This window comes from Rathayibacter sp. VKM Ac-2927 (genome assembly GCF_022815525.1).
In the GTDB taxonomy this organism is placed as follows: domain Bacteria; phylum Actinomycetota; class Actinomycetes; order Actinomycetales; family Microbacteriaceae; genus Rathayibacter; species Rathayibacter festucae.
The window spans coordinates 52,078-66,970 of the sequence record NZ_JALGRT010000001.1 but is presented as its reverse complement, the minus strand read 5'-3'; the positions used below and the strand labels follow the sequence as shown (position 1 = coordinate 66,970).

Here is a 14,893-nt window from a genome sequence, read left to right as displayed (position 1 = left end):
GCCGCGAGGTTGGCGATCCGGGCGTCGAGGGGGATCCTCGGAGGGTGAGCACCGCACCCCCGGCCCCCGCCGACCTCCGAGCGCTCTTCCCCGGCGCCCGCGGGTACCACAACGCCTGCACGCTGGGCCTGCCGCCCCGCGCGACCGCCGAGGCCCTGCGCGCGGACCTCGACGAGTGGTCGGCCGGCTGCGGCACGGCCGCGGGCTACGGAGCGGTCGCCGAGCGCGCCCGAGCCTCCTTCGCGCAGATCGCCGGAGTGCCGGTCGACCGGGTCGCGATCGGCTCGCAGACCTCGGCGATGGCCGCCGTGCTCGCCGCATCGCTCCCGGACGGAGCGCACGTCCTCTGCGTCGACGGCGACTTCTCCTCCATCGTCTTCCCCTTCCTCGCCCAGGCCCACCGCGGCGTCGTGGTGCGCTCGGTGCCGCTGGAGGCGCTCGCCGACTCGGTCGAGGACGCCGACGACCTCGTCGTCTTCTCGGCCGTGCAGTCCAGCAGCGGAGCGCTCGCCGACCTCGACGCGGTCGTCGAGGCCGCCGCCCGCCACGGCGTGCGCACGGCCTGCGATCTGACCCAGGCGGCGGGCGTGCTGCCGGTGGACGCCTCCCGCTTCGACGCGACCCTCACCCACGCCTACAAGTGGCTCTGCTCGCCGCGCGGCGTCGCCTTCCTCACCGTCTCGCCCGAGTACGCGGCCGAGCTGCTGCCGGTGCAGGCCGGCTGGTATTCGGGGGAGGACGTCTGGTCCTCCTGCTACGGACCGGCGATGCACCTCGCCGAGAACGCCCGGCGATTCGACGTCTCGCCCGCCTGGCAGGCGTTCGTCGGGGCGGAGGCGTCGCTCGAGCTGTTCCGCTCCCTCGACCTCGCCGCGGTCTGGGCGCGCGCCTCCGGGCTGGGCGACCAGCTCTGCGAGCGCCTCGACCGCGCGCCGCAGCACCGCGCGATCGTCTCCTGGCCTGACGAGGACGGCGCCGATCTGGCACGACTGCAGGCCGCAGGGCTGCGCGTCTCGGGCCGGGGCGGACGTCTCCGCGTCGCCTTCCACCTCTGGAACGACGAGTCCGACGTCGACGAGCTCGTCCGGGTGCTGCGGGAATAGCTCCCGGTGGCAGCGGTTGTCCTCGGAGTGAGCGAAGCGCAGACCCCCATCACCGTCGACATCTGGTCCGACATCGCCTGCCCCTGGTGCTACATCGGCAAGCGCAAGTTCGAGCGCGGGCTGGCGGCGTTCCGCGCCGCGCACCCCGACGCGCCGGAGGTCGCGGTCGAGTACCGCAGCTTCGAGCTGTCGCCGGAGACGCCGGAGGACTACCGCGGCGGCACGGCCGAGTTCCTCGCCCAGCACAAGGGCGTCCCGCTGGAGCAGGCGCAGCAGATGCTCGACTCCGTCACCGCGATCGCGGCGGGAGTCGACCTCGACTACCACTTCGAATCGGTCGTGCACGTGAAGACCGTCCGGGCGCACCAGGCACTGCACCACGCGAAGGCGAACGGGCTGCAGCTCGAGCTGAAGGAGCGACTGCTCCGCGCCTACTTCGTCGAGGGGCGCGACCTCGCGGACTCCGACGTCCTGGCCGCCCTCTCCGCCGAGGTCGGGCTCGACGCCGACGAGGCTCTACGCGCGCTGGACGAGCAGCGGCACCTCGCCGACGTGCAGTCCGACATCGCGCAGGCCCGCGAGTACGGGATCAACGGGGTGCCGTTCTTCGTGCTCGACGGCCGCTTCGGGGTCTCCGGAGCGCAGGAGCCGACCGCGTTCACCGAGGTGCTCGAGCACGTGCTGTCGCAGCGGGCGGTCGTCGCGTGAGCGATCGAGTGTCGAGCGGGCCGTTCGAGATGCTCGGCGCCGCGGACGTGCCCGTCTGCGAGGACGGTGTCTGCTCGGTGCCGGCTCCCGGCGCTCCCGCTGTCAGCGAGCAGGCTCCTCGACCGTGATGTCGGCGACGGTCGCGCCGTAGGCGGCGATCAGCGCGTCCGCGTCGACGAAGGCGCTCCGGCCGCTCGTGCCGGCGCCCAGGGCGATCCTGCGGCCGACGACCCGCTCGTCCGCGACGACGGGCCAGGCGGTGGTCGAGCCGATCGGCGTGATCGTGCCGCGGCGGTAGCCCGTCGCCTCCAGCGCCACCGACTCGTCGGGCAGCCGGAGCTTGTTCACGCCGACCACCGCGCGCAGCAGCGGCCAGGAGATCTGCCGGCCGCCGGGCACCAGCGCGAAGACGAAGCCGCCGTCATGGCGCTTCACCACGAGCGACTTCACGATCGAGCCGGGCTCGATGCCCAGCAGCTCGGCCGCCTCGGCCAGGCTGCCGGCCTCCGGGCGGTCGACGATCTCGACGTCGAGTCCGCGCTCGCGCGCATCCGCCTCGAACCGCGCCGGGCCGTCCTCCACGGTGCGGTCCTCCGCGGTGCCGACCTCCGCAGCTCCGTCCTCCACAGTGCTGTCCTCCACAGTGCCGTTCCCGTCCATCCGTCCCCACCTCTCCGCTCGTTCGCCTTCCCCAACACAGGATCTGGGAGAATCGATACCGATGTCCTCCACTCTCATGGCCGCACCGCCCGCGCGCACCGCGCCGGCGCTCCGGATCGGCCCCCTCGAACTCGACGCCCCCGTCGTCCTCGCGCCCATGGCCGGGATCACCAACACCGCGTTCCGCCGGCTCTGCCGCGAGTTCGGCAACGGGCTCTACGTCAGCGAGATGATCACCTCCCGCGCGCTCGTCGAGCGCACCCCGGAGTCGATGCGCCTCATCCGCCACCACCCGAGCGAGAAGGTCCGCTCGATCCAGCTCTACGGGGTCGACCCGAGGACGGTCGCCGAGGCCGTCACCATGCTCGTCGCGGAGGACCGCGCCGACCACATCGACCTCAACTTCGGCTGCCCCGTCGCGAAGGTCACCCGCAAGGGCGGGGGAGCGGCCCTGCCGTGGAAGCTCCCGCTGTTCCGCCAGATCGTCGAGGGCGCGGTGCGAGCCGCGGGTGACATCCCGCTGACGGTCAAGATGCGCAAGGGCATCGACTCCGACCACCTCACCTACCTCGAGGCCGGCCGGGCCGCGGAGGGCGCAGGAGTCGCGTCGATCGCGCTGCACGCCCGCACCGCCTCCGAGTTCTACAGCGGCCAGGCCGACTGGTCGGCGATCACGACCCTCAAGCAGGCGATCACGAGCGTCCCGGTGCTCGGCAACGGCGACATCTGGTCGGCCGAGGACGCGCTGCGGATGATGAGCGAGACCGGCTGCGACGGCGTCGTCGTCGGGCGCGGCTGCCTCGGCCGCCCGTGGCTCTTCGGCGACCTCGCCGCCGCCTTCGCGGGCTCGGACGAGCGCTTCACCCCGACCCTCGGCCAGGTCGCCACGGCCTTCCGCCGGCACGCCCAGCTGATCTGCGAGTTCTTCGAGAGCGAGGAGCGCGGCTGCCGCGACATCCGCAAGCACGTCGCCTGGTACTTCAAGGGCTACCCCGTCGGCGGCGACCTGCGCGCGAAGATGGCCTCCGTGGTCACCCTCGCCGAGCTCGACGAGCTGCTCGCCACCCTCGACCCCGACGTGCCCTACCCGGGCGAGGCGGCCGAGGGCCAGCGCGGCCGCGCCGGCTCGCCGAAGACGCCGTCGCTGCCCGACCGCTGGCTCGAGTCCCGCGAGCTGAACGCCGACCAGCGCGACGCCGTCTCGGCCGCCGAGATCCACCACAGCGGTGGATGACCGCGCGCTCTGGGGGTACTCGCTCGTCGACGTCGAGCGGTTCCTGCCGGAGGACCACAGCACCCGCCGCTCCGACTTCGCCCGCGATCGCGCCCGGCTCTTCCACTCCAGCTCGCTCCGCCGCCTCGCGGCGAAGACGCAGGTGCTCAGCCCGACCGCCGGCGTCGACTTCGCCCGCAACCGGCTGACCCACTCGCTCGAGGTCGCCCAGATCGGCCGCGAGCTCGCCACGAGCCTCGACCTCGACCCCGACGTCGTCGACACCGCCTGCCTCGCCCACGACATCGGCCACCCGCCCTTCGGCCACAACGGCGAGCGCGCCCTCAACACCTGGGCCGCGTCGATCGGCGGCTTCGAGGGCAACGCGCAGACCTTCCGGCTGCTGACCCGGCTCGAGGCGAAGGTGTTCGGCGAGGACGACCGCCCCTACGGCCTGAACCTCACCCGCTCGAGCCTCGACGCCAGCTGCAAGTACCCGTGGCCCGACACCCGCTCCGTCGCCGACCCGTCCGGTCGCGCCAAGTACGGCTTCTACGCCGACGACGAGCCCGCCTTCACCTGGATGCGCGAGGGCGCCCCCGAGGGAGTCCGCTGCATCGAAGCCGAGGTGATGGACCTCTCCGACGACATCGCCTACTCGGTGCACGACTTCGAGGACGCCGTGTTCTCCGGCTACATCGACGTCGCCGCGCTCGGGTCCCGCGTGGACCACGACGACCTCGTCGAGTCGATGCACTCCTGGGTCGGCGGCGAGATCGGCCACGACGAGCTCGTCGCCGCGTTCGACCGCCTCGACTCCCTCGACGTCTGGGTCGACTCCTGGGACGGCTCCCGCCGCGACCAGGCCCGGCTGAAGAACCTCACCAGCCAGCTCATCGGCCGCTTCGCCGCCTCCGCCACCGAGGCCACCCGCGACGCCTACTCCCACCCCGACCTCGTCCGCTTCGGCGGCCACGTCGTCGTCCCCCGCGAGCAGCAGGCCGAGATCGCCGTGCTCAAGGGCATCGTCGCCACCTTCGTGATGTCGCGCAACACCCGCCAGCCGATCTACGCCCAGCAGCGCGAGGTCCTCACCCGACTCGCCGACACCCTCCTCGAACGCGGCGCCGGCGCCCTCGACGCCGGCTTCGCCGAGGACTGGAACGCCGCCGGCACCGACGACGCCCGCCGCAGGGTCGTCGTCGACCAGGTCGCCAACCTCACCGACCAGAGCGCCCTGAGCTGGTTCGAGAGGCTGTGCTCCTGACGTGAGCGGGGCGCAGCCCCGCTCACGTCGGACGCTGGTCCCTGCCCGGCGTCCGCGCGGTCGGCTTCTCGAGGTGGTGCGTTCCGCAGAGCGGGGCGCGGACGCCTAGCGCGATTCGCTGGCACGCGAATCGCGCGTTCGGCTGCACCCTGCGGCGTGCCCGCCGGAAGGCTGAGCTTTCCGGCATCCATGCTGGTCGAGTAGGGCGCGGAGCGGCCGTATCGAGACCCACGTGTCCGCGGGGTGGTCTCGATACGCCGCGTACCGCGGCTACTCGACCAGCATGTGCGTGCGCCGGTCGGTGCTCCTTCTTGCTGGTTCCGCGGCTGCTCGGCCGGCAGGGGAGGGGCGGAAACAGCGCACTCGGCCGGGGGGCGGGTGGCGGCGGATACGATGGGAGGCATGCCTCGGATTCGACAGACGGATGTCGAGGAGGTCAAGGCCAGGGTCAACATCGCGGACGTGGTCGGCGAGTACGTCACCCTGAAGTCGGCGGGCGTCGGCTCGCTGAAGGGGCTCTGCCCGTTCCACGACGAGCGCAGCCCGAGCTTCCACGTGCGCCCCCAGGCCGGCTTCTACCACTGCTTCGGCTGCCAGGAGTCGGGCGACGTCTACAGCTTCGTCATGAAGATGGACCACACCTCGTTCAGCGAGACGGTCGAGCGGCTCGCCGGCCGCATCGGCTTCCCGCTGCAGTACGAGGAGGGCGGCGGCCAGGCACCCGAGACCGGCGGACGCGCCCGGCTCATCGCCGCGAACAACGCCGCCGAGGAGTTCTTCCGCGAGCAGCTCGCCACCCCCGGCGCCGACGTCGGCCGCTGCTTCCTCGGCGAGCGCGGCTTCGACCGCGCGGCCGCCGACCGCTTCGGCGTCGGCTTCGCCCCCGACGGCTGGGACGGCCTGACCACCGCGCTCAAGCGCCGCGGCTTCTCCGAGGAGGAGCTCACCACGGCGGGCCTCGTCAGCAGCAGCAACCGCGGCGGCGTCTACGACCGCTTCCGCGGCCGCCTCGTCTGGCCGATCCGCGACGTCACCGGGCAGACCGTCGGCTTCGGTGCCCGCCGCCTGCTCGAGGAGGACAAGGGTCCGAAGTACCTGAACACCCCTGAGTCGCCCGTCTACCACAAGTCGCAGGTCCTCTACGGGCTCGACCTGGCCAAGCGCGACATCTCCCGCGGCCACCGGGTCGTCGTCGTCGAGGGCTACACCGACGTGATGGCCTGCCACCTCGCCGGCGTCACGACCGCGGTCGCCACCTGCGGCACCTCCTTCGGCGTCGACCACATCAAGGTCCTGCGCCGCGTGCTCGGCGACGACAGCGGGGTCGGCGAGGTCGTCTTCACCTTCGACCCGGACGCCGCCGGCCAGAAGGCGGCGATGCGCGCCTTCCAGGAGGAGCACCGCTTCGCCGCGCAGACCTTCGTCGCCGTCGCGCCCGAGGGCCTCGACCCGTGCGACCTGCGGCTCAACCGCGGCGACGACGCCGTCCGCCGGCTCATCGACGACAAGAAGCCGATGTTCGAGTTCGTCATCCGGCAGCTGCTGGCCCGCTACGACCTCGACACGGTCGAGGGCCGGATCGCCGCGCTGCGAGCCGCTGCGCCCGTCGTCGCCGAGATCCGCGACCCGGCGCTGCGCCCCGGCTACTCCCGCGAGCTGGCCCGGATGCTCGGCCTGGACATGTCCGAGGTCAACTCCGCCGTCCGCTCCGCCGGCTCGCGCGCGCGCAACGTTCCGGGCGGCCGGGACGAGCGCCCGCAGGAGGACGCCCCCGAGGCGCCCGCCGGCGCCCGGATCGCCGACCTCCCCGTCGACGTCGTCACGCGGATCGAGCGCGAGGCGCTGATGGCCATGCTCCAGCTGCCCCAGGTGATGGGGGAGTCGCTGCTCGCCCGGGCCGCGCACGCCGCCGTCACGAACGAGACCCTCCGCGTCGTCCGCGACGCCGTGGTCGCCAACCTCGAGCGCGCGCAGGACCGCGACTGGGTCGAGCACGTGGCGGCCGACGTGCCCGGGCCGTTCGCCTCGCTCGTGCACCAGCTCGCCGTGGCGCCCATCCCGGCCGCCGACGAGGCCGGCCTCGCCCGCTACTCGAAGGACGTCGCGATCTCGCTGATCGAGCGCGACCTCCTGCGCGAGATCGCCGAGCTGCGCGGCGCCCTGCAGCGCGCCTCGACCGACCCCGTGCTCTCCCGCGCCGTGCAGGTCCGCCTGGTCGAGCTGGAGCGCGAGAAGCGGGCCCTGCGCACCGAATGAGGGCGCCGCGGGTGCCCCGTGCCCTCGATGAGGGACGTGTTGCAGTCGTGTGAAGAAAGCGCTCGACGGCCCGCGCCGGTTCGGAGAGCGCTTCCGCATGTGTTACCACTGAGGAACAGCAATGCGGGCGCTCAGCGTCGTGGCCCCCGTGCGCCCAGAGAACACCGTGCGCCTGAAGGACAGTGCGCCGGATCGACACCGCTCCGCACGGACCCCGTGCGCGACGGACTCTGCGCCGCGGGACCGCGTTCCACGCCGAGGTCCGCATCCGATTTCTGACAGGAAGAGGCAGACGGAGATGACATCCGGATTCACTCGCGGTTCGCGGGCACTCGGCACGGCAGCAGGCTTCGCCGCGGTCGCGCTCGTGCTGGCGGGCTGCTCCGCCGGCGGCGGGGACTCGACCGGCGGCGCGGCCGGCGGCACGCTCACCATCGGCACCACCGACAAGATCACCACGCTCGACCCCGCCGGTTCGTACGACAACGGCTCCTTCGCCGTGATGAACCAGGTGTTCCCGTTCCTGATGAACACCCCCTACGGCAGCCCGGACGTCGAGCCCGACATCGCCGAGTCGGCCGAGTTCACGGCGCCGACCGAGTACACGGTCACGCTCAAGGACGGCCTGAAGTGGGCCAACGGCCACGACCTGACCTCCTCGGACGTCAAGTTCTCCTTCGACCGCCAGGTCGCGATCGCGGCCGAGAACGGCCCGTCGTCGCTCCTCGCGAACCTCGACAGCGTCGCGGCGCCGGACGACACCACCGTCGTCTTCACGCTGAAGTCGGAGAACGACCAGACCTTCCCGCAGATCCTCTCGAGCCCCGCGGGCCCGATCGTGGACGAGGAGGTCTTCTCGGCCGACGAGCTGACCGCCGACGCGGACATCGTCTCGGGCGACGCCTTCGCCGGGCAGTACACGATCGCCAACTACGACGTGAACAACCTCATCCAGTACAAGGCGTACGACGACTACCAGGGCGTGCTCGGCGCGGCGAAGACCGGCACCGTCAACGTCAAGTACTACGCGGACAGCTCGAACCTCAAGCTGGACATCCAGGAGGGCAACATCGACGTCGCGTACCGGAGCCTCTCCGCGACCGACGTCGAGGACCTCCGCGGGAACGACGCGGTCAAGGTCGTCGACGGTCCCGGCGGCGAGATCCGCTACATCGTCTTCAACTTCGACACGCAGCCGTTCGGCGCGACGACCGCCGAGGCCGACGCGGCCAAGGCTCTCGCCGTCCGCCAGGCCGCGGCCGATCTGATCGACCGCCAGGAGATCGCCGACCAGGTCTACAAGGGCACCTACACCCCGCTGTACTCCTACGTCCCCCAGGGCCTCACCGGCGCGACCGAGTCCCTCAAGGGCCTCTACGGCGACGGCCAGGGCGGTGTCGACGCCGACAAGGCGGCCGCCACGCTCCAGGCCGCGGGCGTCACCACCCCGGTCACCCTGAACCTGCAGTACTCGAACGACCACTACGGTCCGTCCTCGGGCGACGAGTACGCGCTGATCAAGGACCAGCTCGAGTCGACCGGCCTGTTCACCGTGAACCTGCAGACGACCGAGTGGGTCCAGTACTCCAAGGACCGCTCGAGCGACGTCTACCCGGCGTACCAGCTCGGCTGGTTCCCGGACTACTCCGACGCCGACAACTACCTGTCGCCGTTCTTCATCAAGGAGAACTTCCTCGCGAACCACTTCGACGACGCCGACGTGCAGAGCCTGATCGCCGAGCAGGTCTCCACCACCGACGCCGATGCGCGCACCGCGCTGATCGAGGAGATCCAGGACAAGGTCGCGGCGCAGCTGTCGACCCTGCCCTACCTCCAGGGCTCGCAGGTCGCGATCGTCGGCAGCACCGTGAGCGGAGCCGAGGACACCCTCGACGCCTCGTTCAAGTTCCGCTACGCGGCGCTCAGCAAGGGCTGATCCACCCCTCCGGCCGGCGCCTCCCCACCCGGGAGGCGCCGGCCGTTCTCCACGAAAGGCATCACGTGACGACAGCCACGACGGCTGCGGCGACGGCGCCCACCCGGCGACCGCGCGGCTCCGGAGGAGGACTCGGGCGCTATCTGCTCGTCCGCTTCCTGCTCATCATCCCGACCGTCTTCATCCTCGTGACGATGGTGATCCTGCTCATGCGCTCGACGGGCGACCCGATCACCGCGGCGCTGGGCGGTCGGCTCACCGCCGACCAGCTGGCCGAGCGCGTCGCCGCGGCCGGCTACGACCGCCCGCTGATCGTGCAGTACCTCGAGTACCTCGGCAACCTGCTGCGCGGCGACTTCGGCACCACCCTGAGCGACAACCGCCCGGTCACCGAGGTGCTGGTCACCTACGGCGCCGCGACCGTCGAGCTCGCCTTCTACGCCCTGATCGTGGCGTTCCTCGTCGGCATCCCGCTCGGGATGCTCGCCGCCTACCACCGCGACCGCACGCCCGACGCGGTCCTGCGCATCTTCGCGATCCTCTGCTACGCGACCCCCGTCTTCTTCGCGGGGCTGCTGCTCAAGCTCGTCTTCTCGGTCTGGCTCAAGTGGTTCCCGGTCGCCGGTCGCGCGACCACGAACACCGAGCTCTCGCTGCAGTTCCTCGAGAACAAGACCGGCATCTACCTGATCGACGCGATCCAGACCGGCGACCCCGCCGCCGTGGCCGACGTGCTCTCGCACGCGGTCCTGCCGGCGATCGCGCTCGGCCTGCTCACCGCCGGCATCTTCCTCCGCCTCGTGCGCACGAACGTGATCGGCACCCTCGGCACCGACTACGTCGACGCCGCCCGCTCGCGCGGAGTGAGCGAGTTCCGCCTGGTCCGCACGCACGCCTACCGTCCGGCGCTCATCCCGATCATCACCGTCATCGGCCTGCAGATCGCCCTGCTGCTGGGCGGCGCGGTGCTCACCGAGACGACCTTCGAGTGGAAGGGCCTCGGCTTCCAGCTGGCCGAGTACCTCCAGGCGCGCGACTTCGTCGCCGTGCAGGGCATCGTCGCCCTGCTGGCCGTGATCGTGGCGCTGACCAACTTCATCGTCGACGTCATCGCGGCGCTCATCGACCCGCGAGTGAGGTACTGACCCATGAGCACCACCACTCCGGCGCGCCCGCGCCGCCGCCTCGTCGACCGGCTGCCGGTCGTCCACCAGCTCCGGCAGAGCGTAGGCCTGCAGCGCGGGATGCTCGTCACCGGTCTCGTGATCACCGGCGCGTTCCTCCTCGTCGCGGCCCTCGCCCCGCTGATCGCCCCCTACGGCTACTCGCAGCTGCGCACCGGCACCGAGTCGTTCGGCGCGCAGCAGCCGCCGAGTGCCGAGCACCTGCTCGGCACCACCGTCGGCGGCTACGACGTGCTCTCGCGCGTGATCTGGGGCGCCCAGACGGCGTTCCTCGTCATCGTGGTCGCCGTCGTGCTGTCGATCTTCCTCGGCGTCTTCCTCGGTCTCGTCTCGGGCTACCTCGGCGGCTGGCTCGACCGCGTGCTCGTCGTGATCTGCGACGCGATCTACGCCTTCCCGACCCTGCTGCTCGCGATCGTGATGTCGATCGTGATCTCCGGCGGGCAGTCGAACCTCTGGTCGGGCATCTTCGCCGCCGCGGTCTCGATCACGGTCGTCTACATCCCGCAGTACTTCCGGGTGATCCGCGCCGAGACGGTCCGGATCAAGGGCGACGCCTTCGTCGAGTCGGCGAAGGTCATCGGAGCGTCGACCCCGCGGATCATGTTCAAGCACGTGCTGCGCAACGCCACGCGCACCCTGCCGCTGATCTTCACGCTGAACTCGTCCGAGGCGATCCTCACCCTCGCGGGCCTGGGCTTCCTCGGCTTCGGCATCGAGCCGACCTCGGCCGCCGAGTGGGGCTACGACCTCAACAAGGCGCTGTCCGACGTGACCAGCGGCATCTGGTGGACCTCGGTCTTCCCGGGCCTGGCCATCGTCCTCGTCGTGCTCGGCATCACGCTGGTCGGCGAGAGCCTCAACGACCTCGCCGACCCGCGCCTGCGCGGCCGGCGCGCGGTGGCCGCCGGTTCCGGCGACGTCGCCGCGACGTCCGTCGTCCCGGGCGGTGCGCTCCCCGCGGACGGCCTGGAGACGCCGGGACATTATCCCGTCGCCGGAGTGGAGAAGACCCGATGAGCGTCCAGCGTCCCGCCGACAGCCGTCCCGCCGACGCGGGCTCCCGCCCGATCGTCGACATCCAGGACCTCGAGGTCGCCTTCGCGAGCGATCGCGGCGCCGTTCGCGCGGTGGCCGGCGTCAGCCTCCGCGTCGAGCGCGGCGAGGTGCTCGCCATCGTCGGCGAGTCCGGCAGCGGCAAGACCGTGACCGCCAAGACCATCCTCGGGCTGCTGCCCGAGACGGCGACGGCGTCCGGCGTCATCCTGCTCTCGAAGAAGGACGGCAGCTCGTCGACCGACGTCGTCTCGGTGCCGAAGTCGCGCCTGCGCGAGCTCCGCGGCACCGACGTCGCGATGGTCTTCCAGGAGCCCGGCACCGCCCTCAACCCGGTCTTCACCGTCGGCTGGCAGATCGCGGAGGGGCTGCGCGCGCACGCCTCCGTCTCGCGCAAGGACGCGCGGAAGCGCGCCATCGACGTCCTGCGCACGGTCGGCATCCCCGAGCCGGAGAAGCGGGTCGACTACTACCCGCACCAGTTCTCCGGAGGCCAGAAGCAGCGCGTCGTCATCGCGATGGCGCTCGTGCTCGACCCGGGGCTGATCGTCGCCGACGAGCCGACCACGGCCCTCGACGTGACGGTGCAGGCGGAGATCCTCGACCTGCTCCGCCGCTGCCGCGACGACTTCGGCACCTCGATCGTCCTGATCACCCACAACATGGGCGTCGTCGCCGACCTGGCCGATCGCGTCGCGGTGATGTACCAGGGCGAGCTGGTCGAGGAGGCGCCGGTTGCCGAGCTGTTCGCCGCACCGAAAGCCGAGTACACCCGCAAGCTCCTCGCCGCCGTGCCGCACGTGGGCCAGGGCGTCGCCCGGGCGAAGGAGCGCGCCATCGAGCGCGCCGGCGCCCCGGAGGCGGAGACGCTCGTCCTCGCCGAGGATCTGCGGATCCAGTACCCGGGCCGCCTCGGCCGCCCCGGCTTCGTCGCCGTCGACGGCGTCTCCTTCCGCATCCGCGCGGGCGAGGTGCTCGGCCTGGTCGGCGAGAGCGGCTCGGGCAAGACGACCATCGGCCGCGCGATCGCCGGACTCACCACCGTCACCGGCGGCTCGCTGCGGGTGCTCGGCAAGGAGATGCGCGGCATCCGCGAGCGCGCCTTCCGCCCCGTCCGCGGCGACATCGGCTTCGTCTTCCAGGACCCGGCGTCGAGCTTCAACCCGCTTCTGACGATCGCCGAGTGCGTCGCCGAGCCGCTGATCGTGCACGGGCGAGCCCGCGACGCCGGTGCCGCCCGGAAGCGGGTCGACGAGCTGCTCGAGGCGGTGCAGCTGCCGCGCTCCTACGGCGACCGCTACCCGCACGAGCTCTCCGGCGGCCAGCGCCAGCGCGCGAGCCTCGCGCGCTCGCTCGCCCTCGAGCCGAAGCTGCTGATCGCCGACGAGCCGACCTCGGCGCTCGACGTCTCGGTGCAGGCGCGCGTGCTCGAGTTGTTCGCGGAGCTGCAGCGCGAGTTCGGCTTCGCCTCGCTCTTCATCAGTCACGACCTCGCCGTCGTCGACCTGCTCGCCGACCGGATCGCCGTGCTCTACCGCGGCGAGCTGGTCGAGGAGGGCACGGGCGAGGAGGTGCTGTCCGCGCCGAAGCACCCGTACACGCAGCGGCTGCTGGCCTCGCTGCCGGTGCCGGACCCGGGGGAGCAGGCCGAGCGCCGCGAGCTCCTGCGCAGCATCGTCGAGGCGGAGCGGAAGGCGTGAGCCGAGCCGCCGCCGCCTCGGCGCCCATCGTCGTCGACGACCTGAGCGTCGAGTACCCGCCGCGCGGCATCAGCGGGCGCTGGACCGCGCTGCGCGGGGTCAGCCTGCGCGTCGAGCCGGGTGAGGTGCTCGGGATCCTCGGCGGCAGCGGCTCCGGAAAGTCGACGCTGGCGCGCGTCCTCGGCGGCGAGGGTCTCGATGGCCCGGCCGGTGCCGGGGCGCGGACGCGGCCGGTGATCATCGGCGGCGAGGCCGCCGTCTCCGGCCACCGACTCCGCGGGATGCCCGCCCGCGAGGTCAAGCGCTTCACTTTCGACGTCGCGCACCTCGCGCAGGACGCCGGCGCGGTGCTGCGCCCGGAGCTGACCGTCTCCGAGCTGATCGCCGAGCCGATCTTCCTCCGCGACCGGCACTACGACCCGAAGAGCGCGGCGGTGCGGGTGGCGACGCTGCTCGACTCCGTGCACCTGCCGCTGTTCCTGCTCGACCGCTTCCCCTACGAGCTCTCCAGCGGTCAGCGGCAGCGCGTCGCGATCGCGCGCGCGCTCGTCCTCGGCCCGAAGGTGCTGATCGCGGACGAGCCGACCTCCGGCATCGACGCGACCGTCCGCGAGTCGATCGTGGACCTGCTGACGGATCTGCGCCGGCAGGAGGGCTTCGCCGCGGTCGTCGTGAGCCACGACATCGACGTCCTCAGCCGGGCCACCGACCGGATCGCCGTGCTGGTCGAGGGCGAGGTGGTCGCCTACGGCCCGCTGCTCGAGGTGCTGAACGACTCCCGGCACCCGTACGTCCGCGAGCTCGGCGCCGCCTTCGCCGAGTTCGAGCGCTTCGACGCCACCCGCGCCGCGCGCACGGCGCCCGCGGAGGAGGCCGGATGAGCGCGCCGCGCGTCGCCGTCCTGCCCCGGCCGAAGCAGACCTTCACCGACGCGATCGAGGCCGGCGGCGGCACCGTCGTCGGCGTCGAGGACGCGGATTCCCTGCTCTGGCTCTCCTACGGCCGCACCGACGAGCTCGCGGCGGTCCTCGCGGAGCACCCGGGCCTCCGCTGGGTACAGCTGCCCTGGGCGGGCGTCGACGTGTTCGCGCCCGTGCTGCGCAGCACCGCGCATCGAGGGCTGCGCTGGACGAGCGCGAAGGGCGCCTACGCCGAGCCGGTCGCCGAGCACGCTCTCGCGCTGACCCTCGCGCTGCTGCGCTCGCTGCCCGAGCGCGCGCGTGCCGACTCCTGGGGGGCGAAGCGCGCCAGGACGCTGCACCGCGCGCGAGTCGTCGTCGTCGGCGCGGGCGGCATCGCCGTGGAGCTGCTGCGGCTGCTCAGCGTCTTCGACGCCCACGTCACCGTGGTGCGCCGGACCGACGCCGCCCTGCCCGGAGCCGACCGCACGGTCCCCGCGGAGCAGCTGCCCGACGTGGTCGCCGACGCGGACGTGCTCGTGCTCGCGGCCGCCGCGACCGACGGCACGGCCCGGCTGGTCGACGCCGAGCTGCTGCGGCGGCTGCCGGCCGAGGCCGTGCTGGTCAACGTCGCCCGGGGGAGTCTCGTCGACACGGACGCTCTCGTGACCGCCCTCGCGGAGGGACGGCTCGCCGGAGCAGCCCTCGACGTCACCGACCCGGAGCCGCTGCCCGACGGGCACCCGCTGTGGAGCGAGCCGCGCTGCCTGATCACCCCGCACTCCGCGGACACCCCGGAGATGACGACGCCGCTGCTCGCCGAGCGGGTCCGCGCCAACGTCGCCGCCTTCGCCGCGGGTCGCGAACTGCTCGGCGTCGTCGACCCGGTGCTCGGCTACTGATCCAGGATT

At 72.3% G+C, this 14,893-nt stretch carries 12 protein-coding genes; 11 read left to right on the top strand and 1 reads right to left on the bottom strand.

Going from position 1 to position 14,893, the window contains the following annotated elements; all coding sequences use genetic code 11:
* Positions 1 to 44: 44 nt before the first annotated feature.
* Both MT353_RS00345 and MT353_RS00340 read left to right on the top strand, forming a co-directional pair.
* On the top strand, positions 45 to 1,103 hold the full coding sequence (locus tag MT353_RS00345; protein ID WP_243623295.1) for an aminotransferase class V-fold PLP-dependent enzyme: 1,059 nt from the start codon (positions 45 to 47) through the stop codon (positions 1,101 to 1,103).
* A gap of 27 nt (positions 1,104 to 1,130) precedes the next feature.
* A complete protein-coding gene (locus tag MT353_RS00340; protein ID WP_123735461.1) occupies positions 1,131 to 1,811 on the top strand; it encodes a DsbA family protein in 681 nt (226 codons plus the stop codon).
* A gap of 102 nt (positions 1,812 to 1,913) precedes the next feature.
* Here MT353_RS00340 and MT353_RS00335 read toward each other — a convergent pair whose 3' ends face one another.
* The gene (locus MT353_RS00335; RefSeq protein WP_374204675.1) at positions 1,914 to 2,438 is read right to left on the bottom strand and encodes an aminoacyl-tRNA deacylase; all 525 of its coding nucleotides are present in this window, start codon (positions 2,436 to 2,438) and stop codon (positions 1,914 to 1,916) included.
* Between the two features lie 94 nt (positions 2,439 to 2,532).
* On the opposite strand from MT353_RS00335, the gene dusB reads away from it, so the two are divergent.
* The 9 genes from dusB (at position 2,533) to MT353_RS00290 (ending at position 14,884) form a co-directional block, all read left to right on the top strand.
* Positions 2,533 to 3,705 carry a tRNA dihydrouridine synthase DusB gene (dusB, locus tag MT353_RS00330; RefSeq protein ID WP_243623294.1) on the top strand — a complete coding sequence of 391 codons (1,173 nt, stop codon included), beginning with the start codon at positions 2,533 to 2,535 and terminating at the stop codon, positions 3,703 to 3,705.
* Positions 3,698 to 4,951 (top strand): deoxyguanosinetriphosphate triphosphohydrolase, encoded by a 1,254-nt coding sequence (locus MT353_RS00325; protein ID WP_243623293.1) that lies wholly within the window; start codon positions 3,698 to 3,700, stop codon positions 4,949 to 4,951. Before dusB ends, MT353_RS00325 begins: the two co-directional genes overlap by 8 nt.
* Before the next feature lie 402 nt (positions 4,952 to 5,353).
* On the top strand, positions 5,354 to 7,207 hold the full coding sequence (gene dnaG, locus MT353_RS00320; protein WP_243623292.1) for a DNA primase: 1,854 nt from the start codon (positions 5,354 to 5,356) through the stop codon (positions 7,205 to 7,207).
* 298 nt (positions 7,208 to 7,505) lie between these two features.
* Complete coding sequence (locus tag MT353_RS00315; protein WP_127886292.1) at positions 7,506 to 9,143, top strand: ABC transporter substrate-binding protein; 1,638 nt, start codon at positions 7,506 to 7,508, stop codon at positions 9,141 to 9,143.
* A gap of 65 nt (positions 9,144 to 9,208) precedes the next feature.
* Positions 9,209 to 10,288, top strand: a complete 1,080-nt coding sequence (locus tag MT353_RS00310) for an ABC transporter permease (protein WP_243623291.1) — start codon at positions 9,209 to 9,211, stop codon at positions 10,286 to 10,288.
* Positions 10,289 to 10,291: 3 nt separating this feature from the next.
* On the top strand, positions 10,292 to 11,347 hold the full coding sequence (locus MT353_RS00305) for an ABC transporter permease (RefSeq protein WP_243623290.1): 1,056 nt from the start codon (positions 10,292 to 10,294) through the stop codon (positions 11,345 to 11,347).
* Positions 11,344 to 13,083: an ABC transporter ATP-binding protein gene (locus MT353_RS00300; RefSeq protein WP_123735468.1), complete on the top strand. Its 1,740-nt coding sequence runs from the start codon at positions 11,344 to 11,346 to the stop codon at positions 13,081 to 13,083. The genes MT353_RS00305 and MT353_RS00300 overlap by 4 nt, the downstream gene beginning before the upstream one ends.
* Positions 13,080 to 13,964 carry an ATP-binding cassette domain-containing protein gene (locus MT353_RS00295; RefSeq protein WP_243623289.1) on the top strand — a complete coding sequence of 295 codons (885 nt, stop codon included), beginning with the start codon at positions 13,080 to 13,082 and terminating at the stop codon, positions 13,962 to 13,964. Before MT353_RS00300 ends, MT353_RS00295 begins: the two co-directional genes overlap by 4 nt.
* Positions 13,961 to 14,884 (top strand): D-isomer specific 2-hydroxyacid dehydrogenase family protein, encoded by a 924-nt coding sequence (locus MT353_RS00290; protein WP_243623288.1) that lies wholly within the window; start codon positions 13,961 to 13,963, stop codon positions 14,882 to 14,884. Before MT353_RS00295 ends, MT353_RS00290 begins: the two co-directional genes overlap by 4 nt.
* The last annotated feature ends 9 nt before the right edge of the window (positions 14,885 to 14,893 follow it).